General features: G+C 62.8%; 16 protein-coding genes. 11 read left to right on the plus strand and 5 right to left on the minus strand.

The window, feature by feature from the left end:
* The first annotated feature begins 22 nt into the window (after positions 1 to 22).
* Positions 23 to 754 carry a DUF3159 domain-containing protein gene (locus tag EKH49_RS05720; protein ID WP_236641049.1) on the plus strand — a complete coding sequence of 244 codons (732 nt, stop codon included), beginning with the start codon at positions 23 to 25 and terminating at the stop codon, positions 752 to 754.
* Here EKH49_RS05720 and EKH49_RS05725 read toward each other — a convergent pair.
* Together EKH49_RS05725 and EKH49_RS05730 are read right to left on the minus strand one after the other, a co-directional pair.
* Positions 751 to 1,416, minus strand: coding sequence for a potassium channel family protein (locus EKH49_RS05725; protein WP_066144433.1), 666 nt, complete (start codon positions 1,414 to 1,416; stop codon positions 751 to 753). The two genes, EKH49_RS05720 and EKH49_RS05725, sit on opposite strands and share 4 nt — an antisense overlap.
* Positions 1,417 to 1,431: 15 nt before the next feature.
* Complete coding sequence (locus tag EKH49_RS05730) at positions 1,432 to 2,109, minus strand: potassium channel family protein (protein ID WP_128470082.1); 678 nt, start codon at positions 2,107 to 2,109, stop codon at positions 1,432 to 1,434.
* A 145-nt stretch (positions 2,110 to 2,254) separates the two neighbouring features.
* Between EKH49_RS05730 and EKH49_RS05735 the strand changes: the two genes are divergently transcribed.
* The 3 genes from EKH49_RS05735 to acnA all read left to right on the plus strand — a co-directional run bounded on the left by EKH49_RS05735 (position 2,255) and on the right by acnA (position 8,502).
* Positions 2,255 to 4,249, plus strand: coding sequence for an APC family permease (locus tag EKH49_RS05735; protein ID WP_201739568.1), 1,995 nt, complete (start codon positions 2,255 to 2,257; stop codon positions 4,247 to 4,249).
* Positions 4,250 to 4,279: 30 nt separating this feature from the next.
* Complete coding sequence (locus EKH49_RS05740; RefSeq protein ID WP_128470083.1) at positions 4,280 to 5,602, plus strand: class I SAM-dependent RNA methyltransferase; 1,323 nt, start codon at positions 4,280 to 4,282, stop codon at positions 5,600 to 5,602.
* 164 nt (positions 5,603 to 5,766) lie between these two features.
* Positions 5,767 to 8,502, plus strand: a complete 2,736-nt coding sequence (acnA, locus tag EKH49_RS05745) for an aconitate hydratase AcnA (protein ID WP_201739569.1) — start codon at positions 5,767 to 5,769, stop codon at positions 8,500 to 8,502.
* A gap of 97 nt (positions 8,503 to 8,599) precedes the next feature.
* Here the strand turns inward: acnA and EKH49_RS05750 are convergent, their stop codons facing one another.
* Complete coding sequence (locus EKH49_RS05750) at positions 8,600 to 9,214, minus strand: class I SAM-dependent methyltransferase (RefSeq protein ID WP_128470085.1); 615 nt, start codon at positions 9,212 to 9,214, stop codon at positions 8,600 to 8,602.
* Positions 9,215 to 9,366: 152 nt separating this feature from the next.
* Here EKH49_RS05750 and EKH49_RS05755 point away from each other — a divergent pair, with 152 nt between their 5' ends.
* The 6 genes from EKH49_RS05755 (at position 9,367) to EKH49_RS05780 (ending at position 14,425) form a co-directional block, all read left to right on the plus strand.
* Complete coding sequence (locus tag EKH49_RS05755; RefSeq protein ID WP_128470086.1) at positions 9,367 to 10,221, plus strand: phosphotransferase; 855 nt, start codon at positions 9,367 to 9,369, stop codon at positions 10,219 to 10,221.
* Positions 10,222 to 10,390: 169 nt separating this feature from the next.
* Positions 10,391 to 12,358 (plus strand): 1-deoxy-D-xylulose-5-phosphate synthase, encoded by a 1,968-nt coding sequence (gene dxs / locus EKH49_RS05760; protein ID WP_128470087.1) that lies wholly within the window; start codon positions 10,391 to 10,393, stop codon positions 12,356 to 12,358.
* A gap of 26 nt (positions 12,359 to 12,384) precedes the next feature.
* Positions 12,385 to 12,945 (plus strand): DUF402 domain-containing protein, encoded by a 561-nt coding sequence (locus tag EKH49_RS05765; protein WP_236641050.1) that lies wholly within the window; start codon positions 12,385 to 12,387, stop codon positions 12,943 to 12,945.
* Positions 12,946 to 13,000: 55 nt separating this feature from the next.
* Positions 13,001 to 13,570: a hypothetical protein gene (locus EKH49_RS05770; RefSeq protein ID WP_128470089.1), complete on the plus strand. Its 570-nt coding sequence runs from the start codon at positions 13,001 to 13,003 to the stop codon at positions 13,568 to 13,570.
* Positions 13,571 to 13,576: 6 nt separating this feature from the next.
* The gene (locus EKH49_RS05775; RefSeq protein ID WP_128470090.1) at positions 13,577 to 14,068 is read left to right on the plus strand and encodes a GNAT family N-acetyltransferase; all 492 of its coding nucleotides are present in this window, start codon (positions 13,577 to 13,579) and stop codon (positions 14,066 to 14,068) included.
* A 21-nt stretch (positions 14,069 to 14,089) separates the two neighbouring features.
* Entirely contained in the window at positions 14,090 to 14,425 is a 336-nt protein-coding gene (locus EKH49_RS05780; RefSeq protein WP_128470091.1) for a hypothetical protein, read from the plus strand.
* Here the strand turns inward: EKH49_RS05780 and EKH49_RS05785 are convergent.
* Positions 14,422 to 14,691 (minus strand): hypothetical protein, encoded by a 270-nt coding sequence (locus tag EKH49_RS05785; RefSeq protein WP_128470092.1) that lies wholly within the window; start codon positions 14,689 to 14,691, stop codon positions 14,422 to 14,424. The genes EKH49_RS05780 and EKH49_RS05785 overlap by 4 nt on opposite strands.
* Before the next feature lie 173 nt (positions 14,692 to 14,864).
* On the minus strand, positions 14,865 to 16,292 hold the full coding sequence (gene argG, locus EKH49_RS05790) for an argininosuccinate synthase (protein ID WP_038991851.1): 1,428 nt from the start codon (positions 16,290 to 16,292) through the stop codon (positions 14,865 to 14,867).
* A 135-nt stretch (positions 16,293 to 16,427) separates the two neighbouring features.
* Here argG and EKH49_RS05795 point away from each other — a divergent pair, with 135 nt between their 5' ends.
* Positions 16,428 to 17,402: an aldo/keto reductase gene (locus EKH49_RS05795; RefSeq protein ID WP_121866988.1), complete on the plus strand. Its 975-nt coding sequence runs from the start codon at positions 16,428 to 16,430 to the stop codon at positions 17,400 to 17,402.
* The last annotated feature ends 51 nt before the right edge of the window (positions 17,403 to 17,453 follow it).

The raw sequence follows: 17,453 nt of genomic DNA on the forward strand, positions 1-17,453 counted from the left end.
TGGCGTCTAATTGGAAGTAGGCATGGTGAACAACGACGCATCCCGTCCGGACGATGATTCCGCACCGGAAACTAAGCATCCGAGTTTCGCCGAGATGATCGGCTCGAACTCCAACATCACGCAAGACGCTGACGGCGGAATTGACTTGCTCTCCACCGTTGGCGGCGTGCGCGGCATCCTGGAAACCGTGCTTCCCGGTTTCGTGTTCATCATGGTCTTCGCGCTTACCAGCAATCTGGGCTGGGGGCTGATCGCCTCGATCAGCCTCGGCGTCGTGTTCATGATCATCCGCCTGGCCAAGCGCTCGACGCTGATCCAGGCAGGCTCTGGGCTGATCGGCATCCTGATCTGCGCCTTCGCCGCACGGACTTCGGGCAACGCCAAGGACTACTACATTCCGGGGTTCTACGTGTCTGCCGCCTATCTGGCGGGACTGCTGATTTCGGTGATGGCCCGCTGGCCGCTGATCGGCCTGCTCTTCGGATTCATCCGCAATGAAGGCACTGAATGGCGCAAGAAGCCCGAACGTCTGCGCCGCTACCAGGTGGCTACCTGGATCATCATTGCTGTTTTCGCGCTGCGCCTGGCGGTGCAGATCCCGATGTACATCGCAGATGATGTCGTGGCCCTGGGCCTGGCCCGTGCCTTGATGGGCGTGCCGCTGTACGCGGCGGGGCTGTGGTTCGCGTGGCTGGTTTCGAAGCCGGCGGCTGTAGCCGGCGACGAGACCAGTACGCCAAAACCAGCGGACTAGCGGGTGGCGTCGCGCAACGTTCGGCGCAGCAAGGGTTCTGCGTGCGGGGTGGTGATGAAGAAGATTTCATCGCCACCCTCAATCACATCATCGGCACTGGGCGGGAACGGCGTCTTGTCGCGGACCACTGCCATCATGGTGGTGTCTTCGGGCCACGAGATGCGCCCGATGCTGCGGCCGATCAAGGCCGAATCGTGCGGGACTGTGAACTCGACCATGTAGACCTCGCCGGTCTTCAACGTCAGCAGCCGCACCAGGTCGCCGACCTCCACGGCTTCCTCTACCAGCGCGGTCATCAGCCGCGGCGTGCTGACCGCAACATCGACGCCCCAGGCATCGTCGAACATCCATTCATTCTTCGGATTGTTCACGCGGCCCACGGTGCGGCGGATGCCGAATTCGCTCTTGGCCAGCAACGAGACCACAAGGTTGACCTTGTCGTCGCCGGTCGCCGAAACGACCACGTCGTACTCTTCAAGCTGCGCCTGCTGCAAGACGGCTAATTCGCATGCGTCGCCAATCAGCCACTTCACCGCTTCAAGATCTGCGCGTTCGGCCATTTCCGGTTGCAGATCGATCAGCAGGACTTCGTGGTGGTTGATGACTAGTTCACGGGCAATGGAGGAACCGACCGAGCCGGCCCCGGCAATCATGACCTTCATGGGATGCCTCTCAGGTTATTCGTTGGTCTGCGCCGCTGGCGGGCTGGCAAGGATCTTTTCCACGTCTTTGGACTCGTCCAGCCGCATCATCACATGCACCAGGTCGCCGCCCTGCAGCCGGGTGCGGTTCTCCGGGATGGTGCCTTCGCCGAAGCGGGTCAAATAGGCCACGCGCACCCCGGCGGCGGCTTCCAGCTCCTTGACCAGGTGGCCATACCAGTCGCGGTGCAAGGCCACTTCGGACAGCACCAGACGTCCCGAGGGCTCCCGGAAGTCCCCGCGCATCGAATAGTCCGGCAGGATCCGGCGAAGCACCTGATCGGTGCTCCAGCGGACCGCTGCCACGGTGGGGATGCCCAGACGCTGATAGATCTCCGCTCGTCCTGGGTCATAGATGCGGGACACGACGTGGGGCACGTTATAGGTTTCGCGCGATACGCGAGTGGCGAGAATGTTGGAATTATCACCGCTGGAAACAGCTGCGAACGCGTAGGCCTCGCCAATCTTGGCAGCTTCCAGCGTGTCCTTGTCGAATCCCATGCCGGTCACCGTGGTGCCGGAGAAATCCTTGCTCAGCCGGCGGAAGGCATGCGGGTCCTGGTCAATGACTGCCACGGAATGCCCCGCCGAATCCAGCGTGTGGGCCAGCGCGACACCGACGCGTCCGCACCCCATGATCACGAAATGTGCCACCGAGAACTCCTTGGTTTTGCTGCTTGCCGCGTGCCGCTTGGCGCCCACGGGCTGTGTGCTACGAATGCAACAATAGCGCTGATCGCGCCCAGTTTATCGATGGTGAAGCACGCCCGCGCCGTGCACCCTGCGATAACGTTGTGTCGTGCCTGCATTATTTGACGGTTTGAAGCGGATCCTGGTGGGCCGGCCTTTCAGCACTGAACAGCTGAAAAAGAAGCCGTTGCCACCCAATGTCGCGTTGCCGATTTTCTCCTCCAGCGCCCTATCGTCCTTGGCGTACGCGCCGGACGAGATCCTGCTGACTCTGGCCATTGCGGGCATCGCCGCGACCGCGCTCTCGCCAATGGTTGGACTGGCGGTCCTCGCGGTGCTGGTGGTGCTGGTGCTGTCCTACCGCCAATCGGTAATGGAGTACCCTTCCGGTGGCGGCGACTATGAAATCGTGAAGAAAAACCTCGGTGCACGTCCGGGCACTGCGGTGGCCGCGGCGCTGCTGGTTGACTTCGTGCTCACCGTTGCTGTTTCCAGCTCGTCGGCGGCCCTGTATCTCGCCGCCATTTTCCCGGCAGTGGCCGAATACAAGGCGTGGGTGGCCGCTGCCCTGGTCGCCTTCCTCGTGGTCGGCAATTTGCGCGGCAAAGGGCAAGGCCGCTGGACGCTGGCCATCCCGGTCTACCTTTTCGTCATCGGCATGCTGCTGCTCGTGGCTATTGGCGGCGTGATGGCGCTGACCGGTTCCCTCGGGCTCGCCCCGAGTGCGGACTTCACGATTGTGCCGGAGGCCGAGTTCGCCAATGGCCTGCATGGCGTTGTCGGTGCGCTGCTGATCCTGCGTGCCTTCAGCACGGGGTCGGCCGCGCTGACCGGCATCGAGGTCCCGATCTCCAACGTGCAGTCGCTGGCCAAGCCGCGGGCGAAGAACGCGGCGCGGATCCTGCTGGTGCTGGGCCTGCTCTCCGGCGTGCTGACACTGGGCACGCTGATGCTTGCCCGGGCCACCGGCATCAAGGTCGTCGCCGATCCGCAGGCCTCGTTCCTGCTTCACGGCGAGCCGCTCCCCGAAGGCTTCGTACAGATCCCGGTGTTGGGCCAGCTGGCCCAGGCGGTGTTCGGCGACTTCACCTTCGGCCTGGTGATCGTCTCGGTGCTGACCATTGCCGTGCTGCTGCTGGCCGGCAACCAGGCCTTCAATTCCTTCCCGCTGCTTGCCAGCCATCTGGCGACCGACGGCTTCCTCCCGCGCCAGCTGCGCACCCGTGGCGATCGCCTGGGCTTCTCCAACGGCATCCTGTCCCTGGGCATTGCCGCGATCGCGCTGGTGCTGCTGTTCCAAGGCGATGTCACCTTGCTGGTCCAGTTGTACGTGGTGGGCGTATTCGTTTCCTTCACGCTGAGCCAGCTGGCCATGCTCAAGCACTGGAAACGTGTTCTGGTGCCCATTGCAGACCGCAAGATCCGTGCGGCCAAGCAGCGCAAGCGGTTGCTGAACCTGGTGGGACTGGTGCTCTCGGCGCTGGTGCTCGTGGTCGTCATGGCCACCCGCCTGGTCCATGGTGCGTGGCTGGCCGTGCTGGGCATTGCCATATTGATGCTGATCATGGATTCGCTGCAGCGCCACTACCAGAAGGTCGACGACGAGCTGGCGGTAGACGAGGACTTCGCCGTCACCGCCTTGCCCTCGCGCGTGCATGCGCTCGTGCTGGTATCCACCGTGCGCAAGCCGGTGCTGCGTGCCCTGGCCTTCGCCCGCGCTTCGCGTCCCTCGAAGCTTGAGGCGATCATCGTGGATGTGGAACGCGGCAAGACCGAGAAGACCCTGCAGGACTGGGAACGGCTGCAGATCCCGGTGCCGATCACCGCGCTGGCCTCGCCGTATCGCGATATTCCCGGCGCGCTGATCGAGCATATCCGTTCCATCAAGCGCGAATCGCCGCGGGAACTGATCGTCGTGTACATCCCCGAATATGTCGTGGGCCATTGGTGGGAACAGCTGGTGCACAACCAAACCGCGCTGCGCGTGAAGAACCGCCTGCACCATGAACCGGGAGTAGTGATTGCCTCGGTCCCGTGGCGCCTGCTCAGCGCCTCGCATGCCCTCGGCGGGGGCCCGACCGAAGAATCCTCGGCGCACCGCTAAATTGACTGCTTCTGAAGAAAGACTGGATCAATGACTGATACACCAATGCTCACCGTCCGCTTGGGCAAGATTGCCCATGGCGGGCACACCGTCGCCCGCCATGAGGGCCGGGTGATCTTCGTGCGCCATGGCATTCCCGGCGAACTGGTCAAGGTGCGCCTGACGGACAGCGCGCCGGAGGCCAAGTTCTGGCGTGCCGACGTGTCCGAAGTGCTCGAGGCCAGCGAGCACCGGGTGCCGCACTTCTGGGATGCAGCTGACGCCTTGAAGCACCGCGACCCGGTGGGCGGCGCAGAGTTCGGCCACATCACCCTGGAGCACCAGCGTGAGCTCAAGTCGCAGGTGGCTGCCGAGCAGATGACCCGGCTGGGCGGCCTGAACGCGGACGACTACAACTTCCCTGCGGTGCAAGCGGTCAAGGGCTCGGCCGATGGCCTGGGCTGGCGCACCCGGATGTCGTATTCCGTGGACGCCCAGGGCAGACTGGCAATGAGCGCATTCCGCAGCAACCAGTTGACCGGGATCGCACAGATGCCCCTGGCCCATCCGGCCATTGAAGCCACCGGGTTGTACTCAGTGGACTACACCGGCATTGACCGTGTCGAAGCCGCGGTATCCAGTCTGGATGACCGAACCGTGCTGATCTTGCTGGCCGAGGCCAAGCCCGGCGCGGCGGCAAAGGTCGCCAAGCAATTCGCCGAGGGCGTCAACGTCGCCTCGTTCAGCCAGCAGGGCGGCTCGGCGGCCGACGGCAAGGGGCGCCTGCAGACCCTGGCCGGTTCGGCGTACCTGACCGAAAAGGTGCTGGGGGAGAAGTTCCGGATTACTGGGGAAGGCTTCTGGCAGGTGCATCGCGAGGCGGCCAGTCTGCTGACCCAACGCGTGATCGAGCTGGCCGAGCCGGCCGCCGGCGAGCAAATTGCCGACCTCTATGCAGGTGCCGGCTTGTTCTCCGTCCCGCTGGCCAAAGCGGTTGGCCGCGATGGCCGCGTCTTCTCGATTGAGGGTGCCCCGGGCACCCATGCGGATGCGAAGAAGAATCTGCGCACCTACCCGCAGGCCACGGTGATCCGCGGCCGTGTTGAGCGAGTGTTACGGCAGGTCGCCCGGGATGCTTCGCTGGACGCAGTGGTGCTTGACCCGCCCCGTACCGGAATCGACAAGCAGGTGGCCGGGGAGCTGGGCGCCAGCGCTGTCTCGCGGATTTGTTACGTGTCCTGCGACCCTGCGTCTTTCGCCCGGGATACCGCGCGCTTGATGGGTCGAGGCTACGAATTAGAGCACATGGAGATTCACGATTTGTACCCGCACACCCACCATATGGAGTCCATCGGGCTTTTTGTGCGCCGTTAAACACCTGAAAGTGTCCGTTTAGACACGAATTTGGACCAAAATTTATTCCGAGGAGTCTTTTTGCGGGCTTTGGCGATAGACTGTTTTTAGCTCTGCCGCGCTAGGAGCCTGACTATCTCAGTTAGGAACTCCTAACTGGAATTGAAGTGTGCGTGTGCAACAGAATGAGTGTCTGGCGAGAGGAGTCCCACGTGAGCAATGTGGACAGCTTCGGTGCCAAGGGCGTACTTGACGTCAATGGAACCGAATACGAAATTTACCGACTAAATACGGTTGAAGGCTCGGACAGCCTTCCTTACAGCCTTAAGGTTCTTCTTGAGAACCTGCTTCGCACCGAAGACGGCGCGAACGTAACCAAAGAGCACATCAATGCACTGGGTCAGTGGGATGCTTCGGCTCAGCCGAACACCGAAATCCAGTTCACCCCAGCTCGTGTCATCATGCAGGACTTCACCGGTGTGCCTTGTGTCGTCGACCTTGCCACCATGCGCGAGGCCGTCAAGGACCTGGGCGGCGACCCGACCCGCGTGAACCCGCTGGCACCGGCCGAAATGGTCATCGACCACTCCGTGCAGATCGACACCTTCGGCTTCGAAGGCGCCGTCGAGCGCAACATGGAGATCGAATACCAGCGCAACGGCGAACGCTACCAGTTCCTGCGCTGGGGCCAGACCGCGTTTGACGACTTCAAGGTCGTTCCTCCAGGCACCGGCATCGTGCACCAGGTCAACATCGAGTACCTGGCCCGCACCGTCATGACCCGCGAGGTCGACGGCGTGCTGCGCGCCTACCCGGACACCTGCGTGGGCACCGACTCGCACACCACCATGGTCAACGGCCTTGGCGTGCTGGGCTGGGGCGTCGGCGGCATCGAGGCCGAAGCAGCAATGCTCGGCCAGCCTGTCTCCATGCTGATCCCACGCGTTGTCGGCTTCAAGCTGTCTGGCTCGATTCCAGCTGGCGCCACCGCAACCGACGTGGTGCTGACCATCACCGAAATGCTGCGCAAGCACGGTGTTGTCGGCAAGTTCGTCGAGTTCTACGGCGACGGCGTCGCCGAGGTGCCGCTGGCAAACCGCGCCACCATCGGCAACATGTCCCCGGAATTCGGCTCGACTGCCGCCATGTTCCCAATCGACGATGTCACCCTCGACTACCTGCGCCTGACCGGCCGCAGCGAGGAGAACGTTGCACTGGTCGAGGCCTACGCCAAGGAACAGGGCATGTGGCACGATCCAAGCCGCGAGATCCGCTTCTCGGAATACCTCGAGCTGGATCTGTCGACCGTGGTTCCATCGATCGCCGGCCCGAAGCGCCCGCAGGACCGCATCGAGCTGTCCTCCTCGAAGGAGCAGTTCCGCAAGGACCTGCACAACTACGTATCGAACGCCGACGACACCCAGGGCGCTGGCCGCCCATCGGTAGCCGTCGAGGTCACCAAGGAAGACGGCACCCAGTTCACCCTGGACCATGGCCTGGTTTCGATCGCTTCGATCACCTCGTGCACCAACACCTCGAACCCTTCGGTTATGCTGGCCGCAGCCGTCCTCGCTCGCAACGCCGCTGACAAGGGCCTGACCTCCAAGCCATGGGTCAAGACCTCGGTCGCCCCAGGCTCGAAGGTTGTCACCGAGTACTACGAGAAGTCCGGCCTGTTGCCATACCTGGAGAAGCTCGGCTTCTATGTGGTCGGCTACGGCTGCGCCACCTGCATCGGCAACTCCGGTCCGCTGGACACCGAGATCTCCGAGGCCATCCAGGCCAACGACCTCGCAGCAACCGCAGTGCTCTCGGGCAACCGCAACTTCGAAGGCCGCATCAACCCGGACGTGAAGATGAACTACCTGGCTTCCCCGCCACTGGTCATCGCCTACGCCCTGGCTGGCACCATGGACTTCGACTTCGAGACCGACGCACTGGGCCAGGACGCCGAGGGCAACGATGTCTTCCTGAAGGACATCTGGCCATCGCCTGTCGAGGTCCAGGAGATCATCGACTCGTCGATCGACAAGGAAATGTTCGCCAAGGGCTACGACGGAGTCTTCGAGGGCGACGCACGCTGGAAGGCACTGGACACCCCAGAGGGCTCGACCTTCGCATGGGACGAGAAGTCGACCTACGCACGCAAGGCGCCGTACTTCGAGGGCATGACCGCTGAGCCTCAGCCAGTCCAGGACATCAGCGGCGCCCGCGTGCTGCTGAAGCTGGGCGACTCGGTCACCACCGACCACATCTCGCCTGCAGGTTCGTTCAAGTCGGAAACCCCGGCTGGCCGCTACCTGATCGAGAACGGCGTGGATCGCAAGGACTTCAACTCCTACGGCTCGCGCCGCGGCAACCACGAAGTCATGATCCGCGGCACCTTCGCCAACATCCGCATCAAGAACCAGCTGCTGGACGGCGTCGAGGGCGGCTTCACCCGCGACTTCACCCAGGAAGGTGCTCCGCAGGCGTACGTCTACGACGCTGCAGAGAACTACAAGGCTGCCGGCACCCCGCTGGTCGTTCTGGGCGGCAAGGAATACGGCTCGGGCTCCTCGCGAGACTGGGCTGCCAAGGGCACCGCACTGCTGGGCGTCAAGGCCGTCATCACCGAATCCTTCGAGCGCATCCACCGCTCGAACCTGATCGGCATGGGCGTTCTGCCGCTGCAGTTCCCAGAGGGCGAGTCGGCTGATTCGCTGGGCCTGACCGGTACCGAGACCTTCGCAGTCTCCGGCGTGACCGAGCTGAATAACGGCACCACCCCGAAGACCCTGAAGGTTACCGCAACCGCTGAAGACGGCAAGGTCACCGAGTTCGACGCAGTTCTGCGCATCGACACCCCAGGTGAAGCCGACTACTACCGCAACGGTGGCATCCTGCAGTACGTGCTGCGCCAGATCGCCGCTGCCAACTAGCAGATCCACTTCGACTGCGGTCGAAGCGAATCTCTAAGTAGTTCCGCATCGCGGGAAAACCTGAGACCCAAGGCAATTGCCTTGGGTCTCAGGTCGCTTAAGAAAGCTTGTGCGCGCTCAGATGGCCTTGGGTGCGGGCAGCAGGCCGGGAGCGGGTGCCCACTTCGAGCACGCCAAAGCCCGACTGTTCCAGGAGCTCGCCCAGCTGCGCTGGCGGCCAATACCATGCCGGGGCAACCTGATGGCCAAAGGCTTCCAGCTGGTCCCCGGCAAAGAAGCCGAGCAGCAGCTTTCCCGCGGGTTTGAGCACGCGGGCCAACTCGTCCAAGATGGGTGGAAGATCTGACGGGGGAACATGGATTACCGAATACCAGGAGAGCACCCCGGAAAACTGCTCGCCGTCGAATGGCAGGTGCGCCAGATCGGCGCGCAGGAAATCGGGCTGCTGGAAGGTGCGCCGTGCGAAGTCCAAGAACTCCGGCACCAAGTCGACGCCGGTGGACAGCCGATTGCCATCGGCAATGAACTGCGTCCAATGCCCGGGACCGCAGCCAGCGTCCAGGACTGGTCCGTGCAGCTGCGCGGCCCACGCCGCAATCAGTTCCCGGTCCTCAGCCTCCGCCTGCTCCGGAGAACCGAACAGATCGATATACGCCTCGGCCACCTGCGAGTAACGAGCGGCGGTTTGGCCCGAGCGTTGCGATGCTTCCATGCGACAAGCCTAGCGAGCCGCAGGGGCCTGGAGAACAAACCTTGCTAGGCTCAGGAAAATACCAGTCATGGAGGTTGCATGGAAGATCTGGCGGGGAATCGCCCGTCTCCTCGTCAATCTGGGACCAGCACGTTCCGGCACGGACGCCAGCGATGAATGCGCTGAGCCTTGATGCCTTGGTGGCAGCACCACACGCGCAACGGATACGGCAGTGGCTGGGTGACGTCGAGGTTGTAGCCGACATGTCGTGGAATCTTGGCGACACCAAAGTGCTGCACCTGCAGGCGGGGATGAAGCACGTCGTGGCCAAGACCGGGGGAGAAGCGAACCACCACATAGTGCGTGAGCTGCTGGCGCACCGCCGCTACACGGGGCCGCTGATAGAAGCCGGGAAAGCAGCCAAGCTGCTGCACGCCAGCGATTCCTTGCGCTTGATGATTCTGGACTTCCAGCCAGGCGAGCTCAGTGCGGGCAGCGAATATGAATTCGACCCGGAGTTCCATCGTCAGGCCGGCGCGGCGCTGAAGCTGCTGCATTCGCAAGCGCAATGCCTGGACCCCGGCTATGAAGCTCGGCTGACGCAGAAGTTTCTCCTGCTCCTGGAACGCGAACATCGGATCGAGCCAGCGGCTCGCCGGCAGATCGAGCAAATGCTCAGAAGCTATGAACCGCAACCAGCCGTCTTGGTGCCGACCCACGGGGATTGGCAACCGCGCAATTGGCTGGCCGATCAAGGCGAACTGCGAGTTATCGACTTCGGCCGCTTCGAATTCCGCCCAGCTGCCAGCGACCTGGCTCGCTTGGCTGTCCAGCAGTGGAGGGCGCGTCCAGATCTGGAAGCCGCTTTTCTCCAGGGGTATGGCCACGATCCACGGGAAGGCGAAACTTGGCGGATCATGCAATTGCGCGAGGGACTCGGAACGGCAGTCTGGGCTCACCAAGTTGGCGACAGGGACTTTGAAGCCCAGGGGCTCCAAATGCTGGCCGAAACCCTGGCGCAGGCATGAACCAGCTAAAGCGCATGTCCTGAACCGGCAGGGTAGCGAACGTCATTGCCGGGAAATTAGCACCAGCAGGAACGTTGGCGGATAATGAAAGAAGCCTTGGACGCGGTAAACTGGGTATTTCGCATGGGCTTTCCAGCCTATTGTCGGCGAATTTGTGAAGGGGATGAACGTGTCTTTACTGAAGACCATCAAGAAACCAAGCGACCTGCGGGCGCTTACCCTTGAACAGCTCGGCGACTTGGCAGAGGAAATCCGCAGTTTCCTCATCGACAATGTCGCACGGACCGGCGGGCATCTGGGCCCGAACCTCGGCGTGATCGAATTGACCCTGGGCATCCATCGCGTATTCGATTCCCCCACTGATTCCATCGTCTTCGACACGGGGCACCAGTCGTACGTGCACAAGCTGGTGACCGGACGCCAGAACTTCGAGACACTGCGCCAGCAAGGCGGCCTGTCCGGCTACCCCGACCGCGGTGAATCGGAACACGACGTTGTCGAGTCCTCCCATGCCTCCTCTTCGCTGTCGTGGATTGACGGCATTTCCCGCGCGAACAAGCTGATGAATCACAATGACCGCTACGCCGTGGCGCTGGTGGGCGATGGCGCCCTGACCGGCGGCATGGCCTGGGAAGCGGTCAACAACATCGCTGCCGACAAGGACCGCAAAGCGGTCATCGTGGTCAATGACAACGGCCGCTCCTACGCCCCGACCATCGGCGGCCTGGCCAACCAGCTTTCCGGCCTGCGCCAGCAGCTGGACAAGTTCCGCACCCATCCCGCCTACGAGACCGCCATGGACAAGCTCAAGGGCAAGCTCAAGGGCTCGGGTCCCATCGGCGACTTCACCTACAAGTCCCTGCATGCCACCAAGAAGGGGATCAAGGACTGGTGGGCTCCGCAGGGATTGTTCGAAGACCTTGGCCTGAAGTACATCGGCCCGATAGATGGCCACAACCAGCGTGCCGTAGAAGAGGCGCTGCAGCAGGCGAAGCAGTACGCCGGCCCGGTGCTGGTCCACGCCCTGACCGAGAAGGGCCATGGGTACGCCCCGGCCCGAGCCGATGAGGCTGACCAGTTCCACGCGGTTGGCGTAATCGATCCGGTCACCGGACTGCCAGTGTCCAAGCCGAGTGCGCAAAGCTGGACGAGCGTCTTCGGCGAGGAAATCGCCGCCGTGGCCAATGAGCGCGAGGACATCGTGGCGATCACCGGCGCCATGCTGCAGCCGGTGGGCCTGAAGAAAATGTCCCAGGAACACCCCGAACGCGTGATCGATGTTGGCATCGCCGAACAGCACGCCATGACCACCGCGGCAGGCCTTGCCTTCGGCGGCCTGCATCCTGTCGTCTGCGTCTATGCGACCTTCCTGAACCGCGCCTTCGACCAGCTGCTGATGGACGTGGCCCTGCACAAGGCCGGCGTCACCATTGTGCTGGATCGTGCAGGAGTCACCGGCCCGGACGGTGCCAGCCACCATGGCATGTGGGATATGGCGCTGACCCAGATCGTGCCCAACCTGCACCTGGCCGCACCGCGCGATGCGGACCGCCTGCGCGAAGAACTGCGCGAAGCCCTGGACATCGACGATGCGCCGAGCGTCGTGCGGTTCTCCAAGGGCTCGGTGGGAGAGCCGGTGGAAGCCGTGGATCGCCTGCCTGATGGCGTGGACGTGCTGGCCCGGCTGGGGGACCGCTCGGCGCCGGATGTCCTGATCGTTTCGGTTGGCGCCATGAGCGAGCTGTCGCTGGATGTTGCCCAGCGCCTGAACAGCCAGGGTGTGTCGGTCACCGTCGTCGACCCGCGCTGGGTTCTGCCGATGCCGAAGTCGGTGATTTCCCTGGCTGCCCGCCACCGCATCGTTGTGTGCATCGAGGACGGCGTGCGTGCCGGCGGCGTCGGTTCGCGCCTGCGCACCGAGATGCGTGCCGCAGGGGTGGACACCGCGTTGAACGAAGTGGGACTGCCGACAGAATTCCTGGCTCACGGCACCCGTGGAGAGGTGCTTGAACGCGTCGGCTTGACCGCAAAGCAGGTAGCCCGCGATACGCTCGCACAGGTGCTCGGCACCAAGGTGCCGTTCGCCCGCCCGCTGCCTGGCCAGGACCTGCCCACCGGACAGATCCCGAAGCTGTGAGCCCTGTGAGCGGTTGCCCGACAGATTTGCCCCGCAGCCCTGAGAACATCGGCTTCGGCTCGCTCGTTGTCGCGCGCGCATGGAAGTTCGACGGGAGCCCGCACTGGGTTGTCCCGGGCTTCTACCTTGGGCAGGACGAATTCGGCCACTGGCTGCATCAGCCAGCCGGTTCCCTGGTCGCCCGTCCAGGAACCGCCCACATGGCTGCCACCAACGCGTTGTGCCTGATCCCGCATCGTGGAGACTGGGTCGCCACGATGTATTCGGATGCCTCAGAGGATTTCGACGTCTACATTGACCTGTCCAGCAATGTGGGTTGGCTGCAGATGAAACGTGACGCGTGGGAAATCAACTCCATTGACCTGGACCTGGATGTCATCCGTTCCCGGAGCAAAGGCACGTTCCTCGATGACGAGGACGAGTTCGCAGAGCACTCGCTGTCCATGGGGTATCCGCAGAAGCTCCAGGATTCAGTTCGCGATACCAGCGAACAGCTCTTGGAATCCGTGGCGGAGAATTCGCCGCCGTTCAACCATGCTCATCGGGAATCATGGTTAGCTAAAGTCGCGGGCCTCCCGGCAGCCTGAAGCTGTCCAAGAATTTCATACTTGAATGATTCACTGACCTGAAAAAGGAAAACCTATGGCGATTGTTCGCACCTACCGTTTGGATGAGAAGAACGTACTGCATTTCCGTGAAGCGTGGTTCCAGCAGTTCGAGGACGAAGAGCTGGGCCAGTTCGTGATCAACCACGGCTCCGTTGGCCATATGTCGGAAACCAGCGATGTGCAGGACGTTGACAACGATCGCGCGGACGAGTTGTTCGCCGGCTTCATGGAAGCCTGTGCAGAAGCAGGCTACAAGGAAATTGAAGCGGAAGACCAGTCGTGGGTGATCGTCCAGTATGCGCTGAAGTCGGCCAACGGCACCGAGCGTGACCACTACCTTGAAAAGAAAGCCAAGGAAGCATTGACCGGCCACCTGGCATGGCGCGGGCTGGGTACCGTGGAGTCCAGCGATTTCGGCAACCGCAAGCTGAACATCAGGGTACTCTCTCCAGCGCCAAAACTGGCAGTTGCGGCGATCAAGACGTGCATCCGCGAAGCGAAGCTGGACTTCACCAAGATGAGCATCGGCGTCGCACCCTACGCTGAAGTGAACAAGCTGAAGATGGCCCACCCAATGCCGTCAAAGCCCATGTCCATCGACTAGCCGCAGATGGGACTGGGCATTCCCGCGCCGCAACCGATGCGGGCAGTGGACTACCCGGCCATCCGCAGGCTGTCCCAAAGCTTGGGGCGCCATGCAGAACCTGAACTGTGGGGGAGCGGAGAGTGCCAGCTGGTCATCAAGAACCTGGATGGCCAACTGCTTGGCTGGTCCCGTGCCCATTGGTGGGAACCGGCTGATGCCACAGCTCCAGCTGGTTATTACCTGGCTGGGATCGAGGTTGCCCACGGATGCCGGCACCAGGGAGCGGGTCGGAGCCTGACGGAAGCACGGCTGGACTGGATTGCCCAGCGCGCTTCGAGCGCATGGTGCGTGGTCAATGCGCAGAACGCCGCGTCATTGGCGCTCCACCGCTCCCTGGGCTTCGAGGAAGTGGCCCGGGCTGCGCAGCTGGGTACCGTGGTTTTCAGCGGCGGCAGCGGCGTGCTGCTGTCCAAGGATTTGGTGTCTTCGCGCAGTGCAGCGAAGGCGCAGGTTTGAACGAGCAGGATACAAGGAGAAATGATTCCACAAGAAGACCGGGACGAAACCCCTGGCGCTCAGCGTAAGGCGCCGCGGATGGGCGCAACCCGCACACCGCTGCACCTGGTGTTCCAGGCCTGCGTTGGCGTCATTATCGGCATCGGCATCACCTCGCTGTTCTCCGGGGCCGGCCACGCGCAGCTGGCTCTGGCTGGCGTCATCGTGGTGATCGCAGCCTGGATCGTCGAGCAGGGTTTCCGCCTGCCAGCACCGAACACCACTTCCGGCGCCCGCATCCGGCTGGTGCTGCGCCTGATTTCCCTGGTCGGCTTCACCATCGCGGTCAGCCCGCTGCTGCAGCTGATCGAGGCCTAGCCTTGGGGCGTCGGGCGCTCCAAGCTCCAGCGCACGTTGCGTCCGATGCTGTGGCCTGCTGCCCAGGTGCTGATCGGGTTCGCTGCCGGGATCGTGATGGCCAAGACGATGACGCTGCCCGAGGAGCAAATCGCGTTGATCGCCACCGTCATCACGCTGGCCACTTGGTGGACGGATGAAGCGGTGAAGCTGATGGCCAAGGACACCCGTGTGGGAACTGTGGTGCACGGAATCCTCAGGTTCCTCCCGCTGGTCGGGTTCATCATGGCCCTGCACTCCCTGGCCGCGCCCAACGGCCTGGCCCCTCTAAGCCCCTGCCGCCCGGCTGCAAACCGGGCAGTGCCCTGGCCTCCTGCACAAGAAAAAGCTCGGGCGGATCCTTCCAGTCAAGGAAGGACCCGCCCGAGCTTTTCAGCGCTTGGGGCGTGAGCCCGCGAGCTTAGTCGGTGCCTGCGTCGAAGGCAGCAGACTCGATAGCGCGGTCGGTAGCCAGATCGTCGCTGTCGACCTGGGTAGCGTTCACGATCGCGTCGGCTCCGCCGGCTTCCAGCGAGCCGACCAGCTTGGCGGTGGTGCCGCCGACCAGTCCCATGTTGGCGTACTGTTCCAGGCGGCCTCGGGAGTCGGCGATGTCCAGGTTGCGCATGGTCAGCTGTCCGATGCGGTCAACCGGGCCGAAGGCTGCATCGCCTACGCGCTCCATGGACAGCTTGTCCGGGTGGTAGCTCAGGTTCTCGCCCTCGGTGTTGAGGATGGTGTAGTCGTCGCCGCGGCGCAAGCGGATGGTCACGGTACCGGTGATGGCCGAGCCGACCCAGCGCTGCAGCGATTCGCGTAGCATCAGGGCCTGCGGGTCCAGCCAGCGGCCTTCGTACATCAGGCGGCCCAGGCGGCGGCCTTCGTTGTGGTAGCTGGCCACGGTGTCTTCGTTGTGGATCGCGTTGACCAGGCGTTCGTAGGCGATGTACAGCAGCGCCATTGCAGGTGCTTCGTAGATGCCGCGGGACTTGGCCTCGATGATGCGGTTCTCGATCTGGTCGCTCATGCCCAGGCCATGGCGGCCACCGATGATGTTTGCCTCGTTGACCAGGGCCACCGGATCCGTGAATTCCTTGCCATTGATGGCCACCGGGCGGCCGGCGACGAAGGAAATCGAAACGTCTTCGGTCTTGATCTCGACGTTTTCGTCCCAGTACTTCACGCCCATGATCGGCTCAACGGATTCGATGGAGCTGTCGAGCAGTTCCAGGGTCTTCGCCTCATGCGTCGCGCCCCAGATATTGGCGTCGGTCGAGTAGGCCTTTTCAGCCGAGTCGCGGTATGGGAAACCGTGTTCCTGCAGCCATTCGGACATTTCCTGGCGGCCGCCGAGTTCTGCAACGAAGTTCGGATCCAGCCATGGCTTGTAGATGCGCAGCTTCGGGTTGGCCATCAAGCCGTAGCGGTAGAAGCGCTCGATGTCGTTGCCCTTGTAGGTCGAACCGTCGCCCCAGACGTCCACGCCATCTTCGCGCATGGCGCGAACCAGCAGGGTACCGGTGACGGCGCGGCCCAGCGGGGTGGTGTTGAAGTAGGTCTTGCCGCCGGTGCGGATGTGGAAAGCGCCGCAGGCGAGTGCTGCGAAGCCTTCTTCAACCAAGGCAGGCTTGCAATCAACCAGGCGGGAGTTCTCTGCACCGTACTCCAGCGCACGGCCAGGTACTGCATCGATATCTGGCTCATCGTACTGGCCGAGGTCGCCAGTGTAGGTGTAAGGAATGGCGCCCTTGTCGCGCATCCAGGCTACTGCGACCGAGGTGTCGAGGCCACCGGAGAACGCGATACCGACGCGCTCGCCTACAGGGAGATTGGTAAGAACTTTAGACATGTCTCCATCCTAATGGATAAATATGCAATGCAGTGAATTGTGCCGTGAAATGTTGAGCACATGTACCTACCAGATAGCCTAGGGGTATAACGTCGCTCAGTGAAGCGGATGAGCAAACCAACAGATGAGGTGTCCATGGAATTCCGTCAGCTAGGCCGCAGCGGCCTGAGCGTTTCCGTCGTCGGGCTAGGCTGCAACAACCTTGGCCGCGCAGGTACTGCAACGGAATCCCAGGAAGGAACCGACGCAGTGATCAAGGCGGCCCTCGATGCGGGCATCACGCTCTTCGACGTCGCGGACATCTATGGCAAGGAACCGGGGCTTTCCGAAATCCGCCTCGGCAAGGCGCTGGGTCCTGCACGCAAGGACATCGTGCTGGCCACCAAGTTCGGCATGGATATGCAGGGCGTGAACGGACCGGACTTCAACGCACGAGGCTCGCGCCGCTATATTGTCAGAGCGGTCGAAGCGTCGCTCAAGCGACTGGGAACTGACTACATCGACCTGTACCAGTTCCATACGCCGGATGCGAAGACCCCTATTGAGGAAACCTTGCGGGCCCTGGATGATCTGGTGTCTAGCGGCAAGGTTCGCTATATCGGCCATTCGAACCGCTCCGGCTGGCAAATTGCCCAGGCGGAGTACGTCGCCCGTGAGTTGGGAACCGAACGCTTCATTTCGGCGCAGAACCACTACAACCTGATTGACCGCCGCGCGGAACTCGAAGTGCTGCCGGCTGCTCGTGAATTCGACCTGGGTGTTTTGCCCTATTTCCCGCTCGCGAACGGGCTGCTGACCGGCAAGTACTCCAAGGGGCATGCCCCGGAGGGCACCCGCCTGACGCATGCTCGCCAGCACCTGGTGGAAACCAGCGATTTCGAGCAGCTGGACCGGTTCAATGCCTTCGCTGCCGAACGGGATCTGACGCCGGTCGAATTGGCGTTCTCGTGGCTGGCCGGGCAGTCGCCTGTGGCCTCGGTGATTGCGGGCGCTACTCGTCCCGAGCAGATACGCGCCAACGCCGCTGCCGTTCGCTGGGTTCCGACGGAGACCGAGCGGGCCCAGATGGACGAGCTCTTCCCGGGTCCGGAAAAGGTTGCCTTGTTCTAGCGGCATCTGGGCCAAGCGCGAAGGGCTGAACCCTGTGGGGTTCAGCCCTTC

It is taken from the genome of Glutamicibacter sp. HZAU, assembly GCF_004100365.1.
Lineage (GTDB): Bacteria > Actinomycetota > Actinomycetes > Actinomycetales > Micrococcaceae > Glutamicibacter > Glutamicibacter nicotianae.

Coding starts and splice junctions, on each gene's coding strand:
- argG (WP_038991851.1), bottom strand. CDS start 16,292: ATGTCTAAAGTTCTTACCAATCTCCCTGTAGGCGAGCGCGTCGGTATC.
- EKH49_RS05750 (WP_128470085.1), bottom strand. CDS start 9,214: ATGGAAGCATCGCAACGCTCGGGCCAAACCGCCGCTCGTTACTCGCAG.
- EKH49_RS05775 (WP_128470090.1), top strand. CDS start 13,577: ATGGGACTGGGCATTCCCGCGCCGCAACCGATGCGGGCAGTGGACTAC.
- EKH49_RS05785 (WP_128470092.1), bottom strand. CDS start 14,691: ATGATGAACCCGACCAGCGGGAGGAACCTGAGGATTCCGTGCACCACA.
- EKH49_RS05720 (WP_236641049.1), top strand. CDS start 23: ATGGTGAACAACGACGCATCCCGTCCGGACGATGATTCCGCACCGGAA.
- acnA (WP_201739569.1), top strand. CDS start 5,767: ATGAGTGTCTGGCGAGAGGAGTCCCACGTGAGCAATGTGGACAGCTTC.
- EKH49_RS05755 (WP_128470086.1), top strand. CDS start 9,367: ATGAATGCGCTGAGCCTTGATGCCTTGGTGGCAGCACCACACGCGCAA.
- EKH49_RS05770 (WP_128470089.1), top strand. CDS start 13,001: ATGGCGATTGTTCGCACCTACCGTTTGGATGAGAAGAACGTACTGCAT.
- EKH49_RS05780 (WP_128470091.1), top strand. CDS start 14,090: ATGATTCCACAAGAAGACCGGGACGAAACCCCTGGCGCTCAGCGTAAG.
- EKH49_RS05795 (WP_121866988.1), top strand. CDS start 16,428: ATGGAATTCCGTCAGCTAGGCCGCAGCGGCCTGAGCGTTTCCGTCGTC.
- EKH49_RS05740 (WP_128470083.1), top strand. CDS start 4,280: ATGACTGATACACCAATGCTCACCGTCCGCTTGGGCAAGATTGCCCAT.
- EKH49_RS05725 (WP_066144433.1), bottom strand. CDS start 1,416: ATGAAGGTCATGATTGCCGGGGCCGGCTCGGTCGGTTCCTCCATTGCC.